Source organism: Mesorhizobium sp. BR1-1-13, assembly GCF_020165515.1.
Classification (GTDB): Bacteria; Pseudomonadota; Alphaproteobacteria; order Rhizobiales; family Rhizobiaceae; genus Mesorhizobium.
Genome location: NZ_JAIUIH010000002.1, coordinates 330,216 through 347,350 on the forward strand (window position 1 = coordinate 330,216; position 17,135 = coordinate 347,350).

At 63.8% G+C, this 17,135-nt stretch carries 15 protein-coding genes; 6 read left to right on the forward strand and 9 right to left on the reverse strand.

The annotated features are described in order from the left end of the window. Positions 1-129: 129 nt before the first annotated feature. The 3 genes from LB533_RS06000 to LB533_RS06010 form a co-directional block, all read right to left on the reverse strand. Positions 130-1,275 (reverse strand): efflux RND transporter periplasmic adaptor subunit, encoded by a 1,146-nt coding sequence (locus LB533_RS06000; protein ID WP_140638569.1) that lies wholly within the window; start codon positions 1,273-1,275, stop codon positions 130-132. A gap of 56 nt (positions 1,276-1,331) precedes the next feature. Continuing rightward, positions 1,332-1,940 (reverse strand): TetR family transcriptional regulator, encoded by a 609-nt coding sequence (locus LB533_RS06005; protein ID WP_140497843.1) that lies wholly within the window; start codon positions 1,938-1,940, stop codon positions 1,332-1,334. A gap of 278 nt (positions 1,941-2,218) precedes the next feature. After that, positions 2,219-3,859 carry an acyl-CoA synthetase gene (locus LB533_RS06010; protein ID WP_224676863.1) on the reverse strand — a complete coding sequence of 547 codons (1,641 nt, stop codon included), beginning with the start codon at positions 3,857-3,859 and terminating at the stop codon, positions 2,219-2,221. Between the two features lie 193 nt (positions 3,860-4,052). Between LB533_RS06010 and LB533_RS06015 the strand changes: the two genes are divergently transcribed. The 4 genes from LB533_RS06015 (at position 4,053) to LB533_RS06030 (ending at position 7,818) form a co-directional block, all read left to right on the forward strand. Continuing rightward, positions 4,053-5,018 (forward strand): sugar-binding transcriptional regulator, encoded by a 966-nt coding sequence (locus LB533_RS06015; protein WP_224676864.1) that lies wholly within the window; start codon positions 4,053-4,055, stop codon positions 5,016-5,018. Positions 5,019-5,102: 84 nt separating this feature from the next. Next, on the forward strand, positions 5,103-7,157 hold the full coding sequence (locus LB533_RS06020; protein ID WP_224676865.1) for a bifunctional aldolase/short-chain dehydrogenase: 2,055 nt from the start codon (positions 5,103-5,105) through the stop codon (positions 7,155-7,157). Positions 7,158-7,277: 120 nt separating this feature from the next. After that, positions 7,278-7,538 (forward strand): type II toxin-antitoxin system ParD family antitoxin, encoded by a 261-nt coding sequence (locus LB533_RS06025; RefSeq protein WP_181169299.1) that lies wholly within the window; start codon positions 7,278-7,280, stop codon positions 7,536-7,538. After that, entirely contained in the window at positions 7,531-7,818 is a 288-nt protein-coding gene (locus tag LB533_RS06030; protein ID WP_224676866.1) for a type II toxin-antitoxin system RelE/ParE family toxin, read from the forward strand. The genes LB533_RS06025 and LB533_RS06030 overlap by 8 nt, the downstream gene beginning before the upstream one ends. 69 nt (positions 7,819-7,887) lie before the next feature. On the opposite strand, the gene LB533_RS06035 is transcribed toward LB533_RS06030, so the two are convergent. The 3 genes from LB533_RS06035 to LB533_RS06045 form a co-directional block, all read right to left on the reverse strand. Next, a complete protein-coding gene (locus LB533_RS06035) occupies positions 7,888-8,940 on the reverse strand; it encodes a substrate-binding domain-containing protein (protein ID WP_140520874.1) in 1,053 nt (350 codons plus the stop codon). 40 nt (positions 8,941-8,980) lie between these two features. After that, the gene (locus tag LB533_RS06040; RefSeq protein ID WP_140551153.1) at positions 8,981-9,976 is read right to left on the reverse strand and encodes an ABC transporter permease; all 996 of its coding nucleotides are present in this window, start codon (positions 9,974-9,976) and stop codon (positions 8,981-8,983) included. A 92-nt stretch (positions 9,977-10,068) separates the two neighbouring features. Next, positions 10,069-11,580 carry a sugar ABC transporter ATP-binding protein gene (locus LB533_RS06045; RefSeq protein ID WP_224676987.1) on the reverse strand — a complete coding sequence of 504 codons (1,512 nt, stop codon included), beginning with the start codon at positions 11,578-11,580 and terminating at the stop codon, positions 10,069-10,071. A gap of 134 nt (positions 11,581-11,714) precedes the next feature. Between LB533_RS06045 and mtnK the strand changes: the two genes are divergently transcribed. Then, complete coding sequence (gene mtnK / locus LB533_RS06050) at positions 11,715-12,986, forward strand: S-methyl-5-thioribose kinase (RefSeq protein ID WP_224676867.1); 1,272 nt, start codon at positions 11,715-11,717, stop codon at positions 12,984-12,986. Continuing rightward, positions 12,983-14,077 (forward strand): S-methyl-5-thioribose-1-phosphate isomerase, encoded by a 1,095-nt coding sequence (gene mtnA, locus LB533_RS06055; RefSeq protein WP_224676868.1) that lies wholly within the window; start codon positions 12,983-12,985, stop codon positions 14,075-14,077. Before mtnK ends, mtnA begins: the two co-directional genes overlap by 4 nt. Positions 14,078-14,114: 37 nt before the next feature. Here the strand turns inward: mtnA and LB533_RS06060 are convergent, their stop codons facing one another. The 3 genes from LB533_RS06060 to LB533_RS06070 are packed head-to-tail and all read right to left on the reverse strand — an operon-like array spanning position 14,115 to position 17,129. Continuing rightward, positions 14,115-14,915, reverse strand: coding sequence for a sugar phosphate isomerase/epimerase family protein (locus LB533_RS06060; protein WP_224676869.1), 801 nt, complete (start codon positions 14,913-14,915; stop codon positions 14,115-14,117). Between the two features lie 60 nt (positions 14,916-14,975). Next, positions 14,976-15,821 (reverse strand): phosphogluconate dehydrogenase C-terminal domain-containing protein, encoded by an 846-nt coding sequence (locus tag LB533_RS06065; RefSeq protein ID WP_140638560.1) that lies wholly within the window; start codon positions 15,819-15,821, stop codon positions 14,976-14,978. A gap of 45 nt (positions 15,822-15,866) precedes the next feature. Then, positions 15,867-17,129 (reverse strand): ribulose-bisphosphate carboxylase large subunit family protein, encoded by a 1,263-nt coding sequence (locus LB533_RS06070; protein ID WP_224676870.1) that lies wholly within the window; start codon positions 17,127-17,129, stop codon positions 15,867-15,869. Positions 17,130-17,135 lie beyond the last annotated feature (6 nt).

Consider the following 17,135-nt stretch of genomic DNA (forward strand, 5'->3'; position numbering starts at 1 on the left):
GACAATGATGCGGGGGAGCCATCTTGCCGGCGTCTCGACGATCGGGCGCCTGCCGCCCGGAAACCATGGCCTGCCCGGTCTTGCGGCTCGCGCCGCCAAGACAGGGAAGGGTTCTGTTGTGCCTGGCTGTCAGCGCAGGCTGCTGGTGGCAGCGTCTTCCGCCGCCGAGGCGGACTGCTGGAGACTGTCACCGGACAGCTTGACCTTCAGATTGTCGGTCATGAACTGGGTGCCAGCGGCAACCACGACGTCGCCCTGCTTGAGGCCGTCGGCAACCGCGACGCCATCGGCGGTGAAGTTCGCGATCTTGACCGGGCGCGAATGCACGGTGTCGCTGCCGCGGTCGACGGCCCAGACGATCTTCTGGCCGTCCTTTTCAGCCAAGGCGCTGAGCGGGATCGAGACCAGCTGGGTCCTGCTGTCGACCGTCGCCTGCACGTTGGCGGTCATGCCGAGCAGCACGCGCGGGTCGTTGGGGAGCGAGACGCGAACGGCGAAGGTACGCGACTGCGGGTCGGCGCTGCCGGCAACTTCGCGGACCTTGCCGGCAAGCGTCAGCGCATCGTCCGCCCAGAAGCTTGCCTTGACCTCCTTGCCCGGCCTGAAGCCGGCAATATCCATTTCCGGCACCGCGATCAGCACTTCCTTCTCGCCATCGACGGCAACCGTCATCACGGGCGTGCCGGCACCGACCACCTGGCCGACATCGGCACTGACCGCGGTGACGATGCCGTTCTCGCTCGCCTTGAGATCGGTATAGTGGACCTGGTTCTGAGCCTGGGCGAGGGTCGAGCGGGCGGCATCGCGCGTCGCGACCGCCTGGTTGTAGGTAAGCGTCGCCTGCTCCAGCTGCGATTTCGGCGCGAAATTCTTGGCATAAAGCTGCTCGGCGCGCTTCCTGGCGAGATCCACCGTCTCGACCTGGCGCTCGGCGGCATCAAGGCTTGCCGCGGCGCTCTTGACCGAAAGCTCGTAATCGGAGGGATCGATGCGGGCGAGGACGTCGCCCGAGGTGACATGCTGGCCGATGTCGACGAGCCTCTCGGTGACCTTGCCGGCAACGCGGAAGCCGAGATTCATCTCGGTGCGGGCACGCACCGAACCGGAATAATCGAGCTGGCGGGTGGTCTGCGCCGCGCCGATCTCGACGACCTTGACGGGGCGGATGATATCCTTGACCTCCGCCTTCTCCTGGGAACAGCCGGCAAGGCCGAGCGCCGCGACGATCAGGCCGGCAACCGGCAGCCAGCGGATAATGGAATTGGACGAAGACACCTTAGCACTCCCAAACTGGAGATTGATTGTCATTGCCGACGCCCGGCGGGCGGCGGCTACTTCTTCAAGGCCTTGATCGCATAGTCGATGAGGTCGTCGGGCATTGCCCGGTTGGTCTTGGCAAGACACTGGGCCACCATCTGCGGGTGGCACAAAATGACCGTGGCCGCGCCGAAGCAGCGCGACGCAATCACCGGATCCTGCTCCCTGAATTCGCCGGCCGCGATGCCCTCGCGGATCACCTCGGCAAAAAGATCGTGGATACTGTCGACATGCTTGTCGATGACGCCCCAATCGCGCTCGAGCGCGACGATGACCATCTCATGGACCTTCTGGTCGTCGAGCATGACCTCCATGGTCATCTTGTACTGCGCGTGCACGTAGCGCCGCAGCCGTTCCTCGGCGCTGATCGGCAAATGCATGATCTCGTAGGCCATCCTGTAGCTGGCCCCGAGCATCCGGCCGCAGACCGCCTGGTGGATTTCGACCTTGGAAGCAAAGAAGCGATAGATGTTGGCTGGCGACATGCCGAGTTCGCGGGCAATGTCGGCGACATTGGTCTTGCCGTAGCCATAGTGCCGGAACAGGCGCTCGGCGCAATCGAGAATGCGCGTCACATTCTCCTGGCGGGCGGCATCGGCGACGAGGTTGGCGGTTTCGGACATAGCCTCTTTCGATTTACTAGTGATGAATTTTAATTTTCGTCACTCGTAAATCGTAGAGGATGAGATGTCAACGCGAAATCGACGTACGCGTATAATTGGTGACAGATGGTGACAGTTGGCGGCGCGCGATAAGCGGCACGGCGACTGGCGGACGACTTTATGAGTTCGTCATCCTAGGGCGGAGCAAGGAGCGTAGCGACGCGGCGCAGACCCTAGGATGACGAAGTCGCGAGGCGCCTAGGAAACCTGTCGAAGTCACCGCAAAGCGCCAGCGTCCGCTACGCCTCCTTCGCCATCTCCCTCAGCCGGAATTTCTGGATCTTCCCCGTCGAGGTCTTGGGGATCTCGGCGAACACCACCGCTTTCGGCAGCTTGAAGCGGGCAAGCAGCGCGCGGCAATGCTCGATGATCTCGGCTTCGGTCGCTGTCTTGCCGGGCTTCAGCTCGACATAGGCGACCGGCACCTCGCCCCATTTCTCGTCCGCCCGCGCCACCACGCCGCAAGACGCAACGGACGGGTGCTTGTAGAGCGCGTCCTCGACCTCGATCGAGGAAATGTTCTCGCCGCCCGAAATGATGATGTCCTTGGAGCGGTCCTTGAGCTGGATATATCCATCCGGATGCATGACGCCGAGATCGCCGGAGTGGAACCAGCCGCCGGCGAACGCCTCGTCGGTCGCCTTGCGGTTCCTGAGATAGCCTTTCATGACGATGTTGCCGCGGAACATGACCTCGCCGATGGTCTTGCCGTCGGCGGGCGTCTGCGTCATCGTTTCGGGATCCATCACCGTGAGGCCTTCGAGCGCGGCGTAGCGCACGCCTTGCCTGGCCTTCCTCGTGGCCCTCTGCCCCTTCTCAAGATGATCCCATTCATTGTGCCATTCGTTGACCACCGCCGGGCCGTAGGTCTCGGTCAGGCCGTAGAGATGCGTGACGGCGAAGCCGGCATCGGCCATGCCGGTGAGCACCGCTTCCGGCGGCGGCGCGGCGGCCGTGTTGAAGGTGACGGCTTGCGGGAACTGGCGCTTGTCCTCATCCCTGGCGTTGATCAGCACCGACATGACGATCGGCGCGCCGCACAGATGGGTGACGCCATGGTCGGCGATGGCATCGTAGATCTGCTTCGGCCGAACCCAGCGCAGACAGACATGGGTGCCGGCCTGGACGGCCAAGGTCCACGGAAAGCACCAGCCATTGCAGTGGAACATCGGCAGTGTCCACAGATAGACCGCGTGCTTGGCCATGCCGGCATGGACGGTGTTGGCGTAGGCCATCAGCGCAGCACCCCGATGATGATAAACGACGCCTTTCGGGTTGCCTGTCGTGCCCGAGGTGTAGTTGAGCGAAATGGCGTCCCACTCGTCGTCGGGCATCGACCAGGCGAAATTCCCGTCGCCCTCGGCGACGAAGGCCTCGTAATCAAGAGTGCCAATGCGACCGCCCTTCGGATAGGGAGCGTCCGCGGCGTAGTCGGGATCGTCATAGTCGATGACCAGGGGCTTCACCTTGGCCAGATCGAGCGCTTGCCGAACCACTCCGGAGAATTCGCGATCGACGATGAGCACCCTGGTCCCGGCATGGTCGAGCTGGAAAGCGATCACGGCGGCGTCGAGGCGGGTGTTGAGCGAATGCAGCACCGCCTTGGTCATCGGTACGCCGAAATGCGCCTCCAGCATCGGCGGCGTGTTCGACAGCATCACCGTCACCGTGTCGCCCTTGCCGATGCCGCGCCTGGAGAGCGCCGAGGCGAGCCGCAGCGAACGCCGCCAGAAATCGCGATACGTCACGCGCTGCCGGCCATGGATGATGGCGACATGATCGGGATAGGTCTTGGCCGCCCGCTCCAGATAGGTGAGCGGCGTCAGCGGCTGATGGTTAGCAGCGTTCCTGTCGAGATCCTGTTCGTAAGGATTGCCCATCCTGTCCTCCCCGAATGTCCTTTTGCCGACAAGTTCTAACCACAGGCTCGGGCCGCGTCACCAGCAACGATGCCACGACAGGGCGCGTCTGGCGCAATGATGATCTAGATTTGGCGCGCGTAAAGGCATCGCGTACCTCCGCGAGGTTTGACTTTTGTCGAGAGCCGTGACTAATGTCAGCCGAGGAGAAGGCATGGCGATCCGACCGGCAGAACAACTTATACACAAGGCCGCCTGGCTCTATTATGCGCATGGCTTGCGCCAGGACCAGGTGGCGAGCCAGCTTAACATTTCCCGCGCCTCGGTTGCCATGTATCTGCGCAAGGCGCGCGAGACCGGCATCGTCAACATCTCGACCTCGACCCAGCTTTTCACCGACGACGTCATGGCGCGCAAGCTGGAAGACGCATTGGAATTGGACGCGGTCTGGATCGCGCCGGAAAACGGCCATATCGCCGATCCCGCCACCGACATCGCGGTGCTGGCGGCGAGCGTCTTTCTCGAACTGGTGAAAAAGGGCGACCGCATTGGCGTCGCCTGGGGGCGCACCGTGTACATGATCGCCGACATCATGTCCTACGCCGATCTTCAGGATGTCACCGTGGTGCAGCTCTGCGGCAATCTCGGCGCGCCCTACTCCTATCGTCCGGACCAGTGCACGATGGAGATCGCCCGGCGGCTCAACGCCAAGGGCATCAATTTCTACGCGCCGCTCGTGCTGACCACCGAAGAGCTGGCGCGCGGCCTGCGGGCCGAGCCTGTAATCCGCGAACAGCTGTCGAGCATCCACGAATGCGATCTGGCGCTGTATTCGGTCGGCGCCGTCGATGCCGACAGCCATCTGGTCAAATGCGGCGCGCTGACATCAGACGAAATGGCCGACCTGCGCAAGGCGGGCGCGGCCGGCGTCATTGCCGGGCAGATCATCGATGCCGAGGGCAAGGTGCTCGACTGCGGCTACAACCGGCGGGTGATCTCGGCGGAGCTTTCCTCGCTGCGCGCCATTCAGAAGCGGCTGATGGTGGTGCAGGAGAACAGCAAGTTCGAACCCCTGCTCGCTGCGATTGCCGGCGGCCTTTGCACGCATCTGGTGGTCGGCGCCGATATGGCGCAGCGGCTTCTGGATCATGCCGGAGCGGTAGCCAGAAAGGCATCCTAGAAAAGAGACCACTCCTGCCGCGGCCGTCATCGAGGCGTCGCGGCACTCCTGTTTCACCATTATGACAGCAACTGGACGAAGCTAATGAAGAACCTGTGGAACGACGGCGACGCGGAGAAGATGGTTGCCGACTATGCAAAGAAAGGCGTCGGACGCGACCTCGCGCTACGCGTCTACACGACGCGCCTGCTGGGCGGCGAACCGCGACTGGTGCTGCATGGCGGGGGCAACACCTCCTGCAAGACCAAGGCGACCGACCTCGTCGGCGACGAATGGGACGTGCTGTGCGTCAAAGGCAGCGGCTGGGACATGGCCGTCATCGAGCCGCAGGGCCTGCCGGCGGTGAAGATGGGCGCGCTCATCAAGGCGCGCGCGCTGGACAAGCTCTCCGACGAGGACATGGTTGCGCTGCAGCGGGCGAACCTCATCGATCCGTCCTCGCCCAACCCTTCGGTCGAGACATTGCTGCATGCTTTCCTGCCGCACAAATTCGTCGACCACACGCACTCGACCGCCATCCTGGCGATCGTCGACCAGGAAGACAGCAAGCCGCTGGTGAAGACGGTGTTCGGGGCCAAGATGGGTTACGTGCCCTACATCATGCCGGGCTTCGACCTCGCGAAGGCGGCGGCCGATGTCTTCGATGCCGACCCTGATGTGGAAGGACTGATCCTCGACAAGCACGGCATCTTCACCTTCGGCGACGACGCCAAGCAGGCCTACGATCGGATGATCCATTATGTGAATGTGGCCGAGGAGTATGTTGCCAGGCATGCCAAGCCCAAGGCGGCAAAGGCCGCGCTGCCGGCGAAGCTCGCGACGCCGGCTTCCATCGCTCCTATGTTGCGCGGCGCCGTGGCGGTGGCGCGCGGCGAAGGCCGCTTCGACCGCATGATCAGCGATTTCCGCACCTCGGACGCGATCGTCGATTTCATCAATTCGGCCGAGATCGCCGACTATGCCGCACGCGGCGTGTCGACGCCGGACCTGTCGATCCGCATCAAGACCGGGCCGATGGCGGTGCCGGCGCCCGATGCGGGCAAGGTCGGCGACTACAAGACCGTCATCAAGAGCCATGTCGACGTCTTCGCCAAGGAATACCGTGCCTATTTCGAGACCAATGACGCGCTCGACGACGTCAAACGCACCATGCTCGACCCGATGCCGCGGCTGACGCTGGTGCCGGGGCTCGGCATGTTCGGCCATGGCCGCACGCTGAAGGATGCCAGGATCGCTTCCGACGTCGGCGAAATGTGGATCGAGGCGGTGCGCGGCGCGGAGGCCGTCGGCCGTTTTCATCCGCTTTCCAAGGCCGACCTGTTCCCGCTCGAATACTGGTCGCTGGAACAGGCCAAACTCGCCTCCAACAAGCCGAAGCCGCTGACCGGCCAGGTCGTGCTGATCACCGGCGGCGCCGGTGCGATCGGGGCTGCGACCGCCAAGCTGTTCGCCGACAATGGCGCTCATGCGGTTGTCGTCGATCTCGACGCCGAAAAGGCGGCCGACGCCGCAAAGAAGGCTGGCAACAATTCGATCGGCGTCGGAGCCGACATCACCGATCCGGTGCAGGTGCGCGCCGCCTTCGACAAGGCGGTGGCGGTGTTCGGCGGCGTCGACATCCTGGTGTCCAACGCCGGTGCCGCCTGGGAAGGCCGGATCGGCGAACTTGACGACGCGCTGCTGCGCAAGAGCTTCGAGCTCAATTTCTTCGCCCACCAGTCGGTGGCGCAGAACGCGGTGCGCATCATGCTGGAACAGGGCACCGGCGGCGCACTCCTGTTCAACACCTCCAAGCAGGCGGTCAATCCGGGGCCGAAATTCGGCGCCTATGGCGTGCCGAAGGCGGCGACGCTGTTCCTGTCCAGGCAATACGCGCTCGACTACGGCGCCCATGGCATCCGCTCCAACGCGGTCAACGCCGACCGTATCCGCTCAGGGTTGCTGACCGACGCCATGATCGCCAGCCGTTCGGGCGCGCGCGGCGTGTCGGAGAAGGAATATATGTCCGGCAATCTGCTCGGCCAGGAGGTGACGGCGCAAGACGTTGCCCAGGCCTTCCTGCACCATGCGTTGGCCGACCGGACCACCGCCGACGTCACGACGGTCGACGGCGGCAATATCGCGGCGGCGCTGCGGTAGCGGGAGTTCTATCTTGTGCCCCTGCCGGAGGGCAGATGGGACGACGCGATGGGAGGTATCCTAACAAGGATTGTTATTTCTTGTGAGGTGCGCTACATAATTGGCATGAAAACCGAGCCTATGCGCACCCTCACCATCTCGCTCACCGCGCAGCAGGTCGCGCGCCTGCAAAGCGCTGTTGAAGGCGGCGGGTACGCCTCCAACAGCGAGATTCTCCGCGACGCCCTGCGTCTGTGGGAACAGCGCGAGGAGTTGCGTACCTTGGAACTCGAGCACTTGAAACGGGCCTATGCCGAGGGCATGTCAAGCGGGAAGCCGGTTGACATCGAACCGGCCGAATTCCTACGCAGTGTGAAGGCAGAACGCCGCGCGCGTGGCTAGATATCAGCTCACACCGCGCGCCTCGCAGGATTTGCGAGATGTCTGGCACACAATAGCAATCGATAATGAAAGGGCAGCGGACAAGCTGCTCATGCGCATTTTTGACAAACTGAAGCTGGCGGCTCAGCACCCCAAGATGGGCACAGCCCGACCAGAATTGAGCGCGACGGCCCGCGTGCTCATCGAAGGCCGCTATATAGTCATCTATGAACCACAGCCGGACGGCATTCTGGTCGCGGCAATTGTCCACGGGATGCACGATCCGGAACACTGGCTGTAACAAGGCCAACCATCCATATGAAAGGGGCGGCTCGTGGCCGCCCTTTTCGCTTTTTGTCAGGCTTGCGCTCTACTTCGCGTTCGGGTTCGGCATCCAGGCCGGCATGGCGACATCGGCATGGGCGAACTGCGGCAGCTTGGCCGACAGGTCCTCCATGTTCTTGATGTCCTTGTCGAGGAGGTCCTTCTGGGTGATCAGCGTCGGCGGCACGACGACGTTGTGGCCGGGATCTTCACCGGCGAGCAACTGCGCCAGCGCGCGCACCGAGACCTGGCCCACGACGGCCGGGTTGGTGGCGGCGGTTGCCGCCCAGGCGCTGTCGGGCTCCCGCATCGCCGCAATGTCCGAGGTCGAGATGTCGGCCGAATAGATCTTGATGTCCTTATTCAGGCCCGCCTCGTCGACGGCGATCTTCACGCCCTTGGCGAACTCGTCATAGGGAGCAAACATCACCTTGATGTCGGGATGGGCGGTCAGCACCGAGCGCGCCTGGTTGGCGACCGAGTTGGCGATCGGGTTATCCAATGTGCCGAACATCGCGACTTCGTTGATGCCCGAGTATTTCTTCTTCACGTCGACCCAGGTTTCGTTGCGGCGGTCGAGCGGGGCGATGCCCGCGACATAGACATAGCCGGCCTTCCAGCTCTCGCCATTATCCTTGACCGCCTGCTCGAGCGCGAGGCGCGCGAGGTCGCGGTCTGACTGCTCGATCTGCGGGATCTTGGGGTTTTCGACATTGACGTCGAAAGCGACCACCTTGATGCCGGCATCGACCGCGCGCTGGGCGGCGTCCTTCATCGATTCCGTCAGGCCGTGCTGGATGATGATGCCCTGCACCCCAAGCGCGATGGCCTGGTCGACCATGTCGGCCTGGAGGGCGGCATCCTGCCGGCTGTCGAGCACGCGCAGATCGACGCCGAGGGCCTTGGCCTGCGCCTCGACGCCGGACAGATAGGCCTGGAAGAAGTCACCGGTCGAGAGATAGCGCACCAGAGCGATCTTGACTCCAGGCTTGTCGAATGGCGCCGGGCGATCGGCAGCCAGAGCCGTCCCTTGCATCAGCAGCGCCGCGCCGGCGAGCCCGAGCGCTGCCTTGCCCAAAAGTCTTCTTGTGATGTTCACGTCGTTTCCTCCACTTGTTGAAATGCAACCCGGTCGAAATCTATGTCCTGCCCCTGCCGGAAAGAGCGAAGGTGAAGACAAGGGCGACGACCAGAACGGCGCCCTTGATGAAATCCTGCGTGTAGTATGGCGCGTTCATCATCGTCAGGCCCTGCAGCAGGACGCCGACGAAGACGGCGCCGACGGCCGTCCCGAACGCGTTCGGCTTGGCGGCGCCGAGAACCGCGTAGCCGATAAGCGCCGCGGCGACGGCGTCGAGCAGAAGATTATTACCCGAGGCGATATCGCCGCGTCCAAGCCGCGCGGCGAGCAAAATACCGCCGATCGAGGCAAAAACTCCTGAAATGATATAGGCCCAGATTTTGTATGCCTTGACAGGCGCGCCGGCGAGCTCGGCGGCGCGCTCATTGGAGCCGACGGCATACATCATGCGGCCGAAGCGGGTGTATTCGAGGAAGAACCAGATCAGCACCGCGAGCACCGCCAGGACGACGACCGAGACGGGAACCAGATTGGGAATAAAGAAGTCGAAGCGGTGGCGGCCGAGCGCCAGGAACGCTTCGCCGAACTTGCCGTTGGCGACCGAGCCGTCGGGCATGGTCATGCCGGTGGCGATCGAGCGGCCTTCGGTCGGAATGCGCTGCAGGCCGACCAGCAAGAACATCATGCCGAGCGTCGCCAGCAGGTCCGGCACGCGCATATAGACGATCAGCCAACCATTGATGAGCCCAACGATAACGCCGATCAGCAGGCAGACGATGACAGCGACGACGGCATTCTGCTCCAGCACCACCATGACATAGGCCGCAGCCATCATGGCTGACGTGGCGACCGAACCGATCGACAGGTCGAAGCCGCCAACAACCAGCGTGGCGGTGACGCCAAGCGCCAGCACGCCGGTGATGGCGACGGACTGGAAGATGAAGACCGCGCTTTGCGGCGAAACGAAACCGTCGGCGGCGATCGCGAAATAAGCGACGAGCCCGAACAACAGGACGATGAAACCGTAGCGGATGGCGTGGTTGCGCTGCGTCATTCAGCGCCCCCACGCGCCGCTGCCGTTTTTACCCAACTCGAACCCATGCTCTCCATTCCAATTGTCATCGTCAGTTCTTCAATTCCAGCCGGTCAAGCCGCGCGGTGCGGCAGCCCGCCGGCCACCTCGGCCAGCAGGCGATCGAGATCGATGTCCGCGTTGCGATGTTCGCCGACGATGGTCTGCTCCGACATCACCAGGATACGGTCGGCCGTCTCAAGAGCCTCGTCGAGTTCGGTCACGAACAACAGCGTCGCGCGGCCATTGGCGCTTGCCCTCAGCTTGGCGGCGATGTCGCGCCTGGCCGAGATGTCGACGCCTTGAAACGGCTCGTCGAGAATGAACAGGCTTGCATCCTGCGCCATCCAGCGGGCGACCATCACCTTCTGCTGGTTGCCACCGGACAATGCCGACATTTCGTCCTTCTCGGAGCGGCAGACGATGCCCAATTCCTGGATCTGGCGGCGCGCCGTGGCGCGTTCCAGGCGGCGCTTGAGCACGCTCAGGTTCGACATCCGCCTCAGGAACGGCAGGCTGACATTGCGCTCGATGTTGAAGCCGCCGACGATGCCGCTGGTGGCGCGATCCTTGGCGACGAGGAAGACACCGGCCGCGATCGCATCGCCGGCCGAGCGCGGCGCGTAGGGCTTGCCGTTCATCGTCATGGTGCCGGCGAGCGGCCTGCGCACGCCGAACAGCGTCTCGGCAAGCGCTGTCTTGCCGACGCCGACCAGCCCGGTTACGGCAACGACCTCGCCGTCGCCAAGGGTCAGCGAGATCGGCCTGGCGCCTTGGGCGATGCGCAGGCCTTCGACGGTCAGCACCGCCTTGGCCGAGTGCCTGGCGACGATCTGGTCGAGGTGGATCTTACGGCCGAGCATAGCATTGACCGCCCCTTCGTAGTCGAGCGGCTTCCTGTCGAAGACGCCGGACACGGCGCCGTCGCGCATCGAGACGATGCGGTCGGCAAGCCGCCTGATATCGGACATGCGGTGCGAGATGTAGAGGATCGCCACGCCTTGTGCGCGCAGTCTGTCGACCAGCGCAAAAAGCCGATCGGCTTCGGCACTCGACAGCGATGAGGTCGGTTCGTCGAGGATCAGCACTTTCGGCTGATGTGCCAGCGCGCGGGCAATCGCCACCATCTGGCGATCGGCCAGCGAGAGATCGCTGACGCGCGCCTTCAAGTCGATCGCCAGGTCCATGCGGTCGGCAACCGCCTTGGCCTCGCGACGCACACGGACCGGGTTGAAGAGCACCGGGGCGCCACTGCCGTTCAGCCTGTCCAATGTCAGGTTGGTGGCCACGTCGAGATCGGCGACGACACCGTCATTGATGTTCTGGTGAACGGTGACGACGCCAGCGCGGATCGCTTCCGCCGGTCTTCCTGGCGCAAAGTCCCGGCCGGCCAGGGTCATGGTGCCGCCGTCGCGCTCGTAGACGCCGCTGACGATCTTGACGAGGGTGGATTTGCCGGCACCGTTGGCACCCATCAGGACGGTCACTTCACCGGCATGGAGTTCGAGCGAGACGCCGCCAAGCACCTCGTTGCGGCCAAAGGATTTCCTCAGTCCCTCTACGCGGAACACGGCATTGCCGACCATGCGTTCCTCCCTGACGGTGACGCTATGGGCTATATCGGCAATTGTCAACACGATTGACAATTGCCAGAGCGCTCCCTAGCTTGGCCCCGCCGCCGTGGCTCCGCTATTATGGGGAACGAGCAGGAGAGGTGAGGATGACCGGGAAGACGCCGTTCGAAGCACTGTCGGTGGAGACGCTCGCCACGCGGCTCGGCACCAACGAGGCGCTCACCCAGCGCATCGGCGAGGACACCAGCCGCTGGAAGGTGCGCGAGGTCGGCGACGGCAATCTTAATCTCGTCTTCATCGTCGAGGGCGACAAGAGCGCGGCGGTCGTCAAGCAGGCCCTGCCCTATGTCCGACTGGTCGGCGACAGCTGGCCTCTGCCGCTGAAGCGTTCCTTCTTCGAATATCACGCGCTGACGCGTCAAGAGGCGCGCGCACCGGGCTCGGTGCCGGCCATCTACCATTTCGACGAGACCCAGGCGCTGATCATCATGGAGTATTTGTCGCCGCACGTTATTTTGCGGCGGGCGCTGATCGAGGGCCGGCAATTGCCGAACATCGCCAGGGATATCGGGCTGTTCATGGCCCGCACCCTGTTCCGCGGCTCCGACTTTTCGATGGTGACCAAGGAACGCAAGGCGGATCTGGCGCTGTTCGCCGACAATGTCGAGCTGTGCGACATCACCGAGAACCTGGTGTTCTCCGACCCCTATTTCGACGCCGAGATGAACCGCCACACTTCGCCGCAGCTCGACGCCTTGGTCGCCGAGTTGTGCGCCGACCGCGACCTCAAGGTGGAAGCGCAGCGCCTGAAGCATCTGTTCGCCGCCAATGCAGAGACATTGCTGCATGGCGACCTGCATTCCGGCTCGATCATGGTCACCGATACGGAGACCAGGATGATCGACCCGGAGTTCGCCTTCTACGGGCCGATGGCCTTCGACGTCGGCATGCTGCTCGCCAATTTCTGGATGGCCTTCTTCTCGCAGCGGGGCCATGAGCAGAGCGGCAAGCGCGACGCCATGCGCGCCTATCTGCTCGATGTCACGGCGCAGACGTGGTCGGTGTTCCGCACCGAATTCTCGCATCTGTGGCGCACGGAGCGCAACGGCATGCTCTACCAGAAGAGCCTGTTCGAGGATCAGGGCGACAGGCTGGGCGCAGAACAGGCGCTCGACCATGTGCTGCACCAGATCTGGGACGACCTCCTCGGCTTTGCCGGCATCGAGGTGCACCGGCGCATCCTCGGCCTCGCCCACAACGCCGATTTCGAGACCATTGCCGACGAAGACCTGCGCGCCACATGTGAAGCGAGGGCGCTGAAGTTCGGCCGCCACATCGCCGTCAACAGGCGTCATATTCACAGCATCGACGAGGTCAACAACCTGGCCACGCTGATCGAACAGGAGAACCGCATTTGAACGTCGGCGAGCGCCACTATCGCACCATCTGGCTGAGCGACGATGAGCGCTCGGTGGAGATCATCGATCAGCGCTGGCTGCCGCATGACTTCCGTGTCGTGAAGGTCGATACCGTTGCCGGCATCGCCACCGCCATCCGCGACATGTGGGTGCGCGGCGCGCCGCTTATCGGTGTGACCGCTGCCTATGGCGTCGCCATGCAGATGGCCGACGATCCGGCGGATGCCGCGCTCGATGCCGTGTGGGAGACGCTCCACGAAACGCGGCCGACGGCGATCAATCTGCGCTGGGCGCTGGATGAGATGCGGCGCTTCCTGCGGCCGCTGCCGACGGAACAACGCGCCGCAGCCGCCTATCGGCGCGCCAGCGAGATCGCCGACGAGGATGTCGGGCTCAACCGCGCCATCGGCGAGAACGGCCTCGCCATCATCAAGGACATCGCGGCGCGCAAAAAGCCGGGCGAAGCCGTCAACATCCTGACCCATTGCAACGCCGGCTGGCTGGCTACCGTCGACTACGGCACGGCCACCGCGCCGATCTACCTGGCGATGGAAGCCGGCATTCCGGTCCATGTCTATGTCGACGAGACACGGCCGCGCAACCAGGGCGCCCAGTTGACGGCCTGGGAGATGGCCGGCCACGGCGTGCCGCACACGCTGATCGTCGACAATGCCGGCGGCCACCTGATGCAGCGCGGCACAATCGACATGGTCATCGTCGGCACCGACCGCACCACCGCCGACGGCGACGTCTGCAACAAGATCGGCACCTATCTGAAGGCGCTCGCCGCCGCCGACAATGAGGTGCCGTTCTACGTTGCGCTGCCTTCGCCGACCATCGACTGGACGGTGGGCGACGGACTTGCCGAAATCCCGATCGAGGAACGCTCGGGCGACGAGGTTTCGCTGGTGTGGGGCAAGACCGCGAGCGGCGAGATCGCCCAGGTGCGCGTCTCGCCGGAAGCGACGCCCACGGCGAACCCCGCCTTCGACGTGACGCCGGCGCGGCTGGTCACCGGCCTGATCACCGAGCGCGGCGTCGCCAAGGCCTCGCGCGCGAGCCTAAAGGAGATGTTCCCAGAGCGGGGATAGCCGGCTCTCGCAAAGGCCAGGAACCACCTTTCGCTGTTCAGAAGGTGCTGCTCTTTGCGATCTCCAGCGAGTTGACGAAATCCAGTGAACGCCGCAGCACGCGACGAATGGTGGCGATATCCACCAGCGTGCTTCGCCGCTGGGGATCACGGCGCTGCGGGCGCTGCAGCCGCAATGGCAGTTCGATGCTGACCGGCAGCGTCGCGGGAAGCGCTGCCCAGTACGGTCCGTAGCCGATCGAGCCGTCACCGATAGCGCAAAACGCCCACCCCTCCTCGGTACTGACGACATCCTTCAGATGGGCATGCCCAACCGCATCGATGGCATCAGCGATATCTTGCGCCGGCTGCACCGTCTCGTTGCTGTAGGTAAAGGCATTTCCGGCGTCGTGGTTCAGGCGCACGTGCCGCGATCCGAGATCACGGATGAAGCCTGCCCCCAGCCGGGCGCCGCCGAGCAGATCGCCTTGGCCATGTCCGGGGTTCTCGAGCGCCAGAACGATGCCGGCCTCCTCCAGTCTCGGCAGGAGGGCGTCAATCGTTTTGCGGATCGCCGCGCTGTTTCTCACCGGGCCGGCATTGGTAATCAGGAACGACGCGCCAAGACCGGCGGCAAAGCCGATGCGGCGGGACAAGGCGTCGATGGCATCGGCCCCCGACAGGTCGAGATGAGCCGACACGGCATTGATCCCCAGCCCGGCGTGTTCCGCTGCCTGGCGCAGCTTCGCGGCGTGCAGTGCCGCAAACATGTCTTCATCGAAATCGACATAGCCGCGGATGAAGGCCGGCTCGACATGGAGGGCGCCGGCCGCTGCAATCTCCTCGAGGGCCAATTCCATGGAATAGCCGTCGAAGAGCGCGGTCGATACCGAGATGATCCGGGCCGGCGAAGGCAGGGCTCAGGCTCCCTTGCCGTAGACGATCAATTCCGAGGCTTCCTTGACCTTGGCAGGAGACAGCGCTTCGCGCCAGTCGTCCCGGACCACGACGCCTTTGGCGAATCGCATCAGCCGCAGCGCCGCATCGGACGGCACTTTCGGAGAGAAGCCGAACCACATGGCAATCTCGACGTTCAGATGGCCTATCAGGAAGTCCATCGCGGCCTGTCTGGGAATGCCATATTTGCGCTCACACTCCTCGACGGCCTCGACCATGGTGTCGACGAAGGGCATGGCCACCATTTCGGACAGGCCTGGCTCCAGGATCGCCAGTTGTTCGACCGTGACGCGATGGCTGTCGATGATCGGCGACCACATGGCCCTGCACACTTCCTCGCCAAGCGCATAGTGCTCTTCCGGACCTTGCATCAGGGCACAGACGATCGATTGCCTGGCGATGCCGCCATGGTAATCGCGACGCGCGGCCCATTCCGTCTCTTCGCCGAACAGCGGCGGATGACAGGGATGGCCGACGAAATAGGTGAGATCCGGCCGATCCGCGGGCAAGTCGCCGGCATAGGGCGCTGCCGCATCCAGAATGAGGATCATGGTGCCCGCGGCAAGCATCGGCGAGATCTGCCGCGCCACCTGGCCGATGATATTGTCCGGCAGAGCCATCACCACGACCTTGGCGCCAGGAATGCCCTCGTCCATGGCGACGGCGCCGATATCGGCCTCTCCCAGCCGCTTGCGGCCGGCCTCGCCGATCTCCACAGCGCGGACATCGTAGCCCGCTTCGATAAGCTTGCGTGTCACGCGGAAGCCCATCTTGCCTCCGGCTCCAAGCACCGCCACGGATGTCGTCATTTGCTTCTCTCCCATTTGCCTTGATGGCGCGCCTATGGCGCAGATTCAGCCGAACGCTTGCAGCGCGGCTTCGAGCTCCGGATGCGTGGCGGCGTAGTCGCGTGCGGGAACCCCTGCCGCCGCGGCTTCGAAAGCATCATGCAGGCTTCGAACGCCGGCGACCGGCCCGCCTGGATGCGCCATGATCCCGCCGCCGCAGCAATAGATGAAATCGTCCGAGCCTAGCCTTGTATAGGTTTCGGCGGCCTGCACAGCGGTCTGTCCGGACGAAAACACCGGCATGACCGTATCGGGACGGCCAGCCCGCTCGAACATCGGGGTGAGACAGCCATGGGCCGACGCCATCACCGACTCGTCCGGCTCGCAGAACTTATTGGACAACCCGTTGACGTGCATGTGGTCGATGCCCGCCAGGCGCCAGAATTTCTGATAGGCGAGATAGCTCATGCCGAGATCGGGAGAGCGGCTGAAGAGGCCCCAGCCGGCCCGATGGCCGTGCAGCGCAACGGCGGAGTGACGACGCATCTCGATGACGGCGGACAGGCCGACGGAATTCAGCACCAGCATGGCGCAGGTCCCGCCACGGCGCTCGATCAGATCCAGCTGCCGACGCATGGCGTCGATGTCTCCGGAAATGTTGGCCGCATACATGACCTTGCGCCCGGTCCTGTCGGCGTGCCTGTCTATCACCGCCATGACCGCTTCGTACCGGTGTTCGAACGGCGAATGCGGAGGGTCTCCCATCAATTCGTCGTCCTTGATGAAATCAAGACCCGCGGCAATCAGTGTGTCGGCCAGGGCCGCCGTCTCCTGCGGGGTAAGACCAACGCTTGGCTTGACGATGGTGCCGATCAGCGGGCGCCCTTCGACGCTTGTCAGGCGACGCGTTCCCTCGACGGCGAAGGCCGGCCCTGGGTAGGCGTCCGCGAAGGCATCGGGAAAGGTAACGTCGAGGAGACGCATGGCCGAAAAATGATGCAGCTCGAACAGATTGCCGAGAACCGTCGACCAGACCGAAGCCAGCACTGTCCCCGTATTCTCGATGTTCCAGGAAAGGCCCACCTTGGCCCGGCATGGCCTGACGGTCGCATTTTTTGGCGAGCGCGAGAACGGCAACGCCTCGCTGTCGACCTCGGCAACATCGCTGATGAATTCGACGCGGGCTCCGAACCTGCGCAGCAGCTCCGGCGTTTCTCCGGGTATGGCGCGGAACGTTCCGCTTGATTGTTCGCCCGCCATTGCAGCCGCGGCAACCTCCAGCGGGTAGCGGGTTTCGATCACATAGGTGGCGCGGAGGCGACCGGACAATGCAGG

What these genes read in the sequence shown, in the direction of transcription:
- mtnK (WP_224676867.1), top strand. Translation starts at nt 11,715, where the DNA reads ATGACCGGGAAGACGCCGTTCGAAGCACTGTCGGTGGAGACGCTCGCC.
- LB533_RS06040 (WP_140551153.1), bottom strand. Translation starts at nt 9,976, where the DNA reads ATGACGCAGCGCAACCACGCCATCCGCTACGGTTTCATCGTCCTGTTG.
- LB533_RS06060 (WP_224676869.1), bottom strand. Translation starts at nt 14,915, where the DNA reads ATGGAATTGGCCCTCGAGGAGATTGCAGCGGCCGGCGCCCTCCATGTC.
- LB533_RS06065 (WP_140638560.1), bottom strand. Translation starts at nt 15,821, where the DNA reads ATGACGACATCCGTGGCGGTGCTTGGAGCCGGAGGCAAGATGGGCTTC.
- LB533_RS06010 (WP_224676863.1), bottom strand. Translation starts at nt 3,859, where the DNA reads ATGGGCAATCCTTACGAACAGGATCTCGACAGGAACGCTGCTAACCAT.
- LB533_RS06020 (WP_224676865.1), top strand. Translation starts at nt 5,103, where the DNA reads ATGAAGAACCTGTGGAACGACGGCGACGCGGAGAAGATGGTTGCCGAC.
- LB533_RS06025 (WP_181169299.1), top strand. Translation starts at nt 7,278, where the DNA reads ATGCGCACCCTCACCATCTCGCTCACCGCGCAGCAGGTCGCGCGCCTG.
- LB533_RS06045 (WP_224676987.1), bottom strand. Translation starts at nt 11,580, where the DNA reads ATGGTCGGCAATGCCGTGTTCCGCGTAGAGGGACTGAGGAAATCCTTT.
- LB533_RS06015 (WP_224676864.1), top strand. Translation starts at nt 4,053, where the DNA reads ATGGCGATCCGACCGGCAGAACAACTTATACACAAGGCCGCCTGGCTC.
- LB533_RS06005 (WP_140497843.1), bottom strand. Translation starts at nt 1,940, where the DNA reads ATGTCCGAAACCGCCAACCTCGTCGCCGATGCCGCCCGCCAGGAGAAT.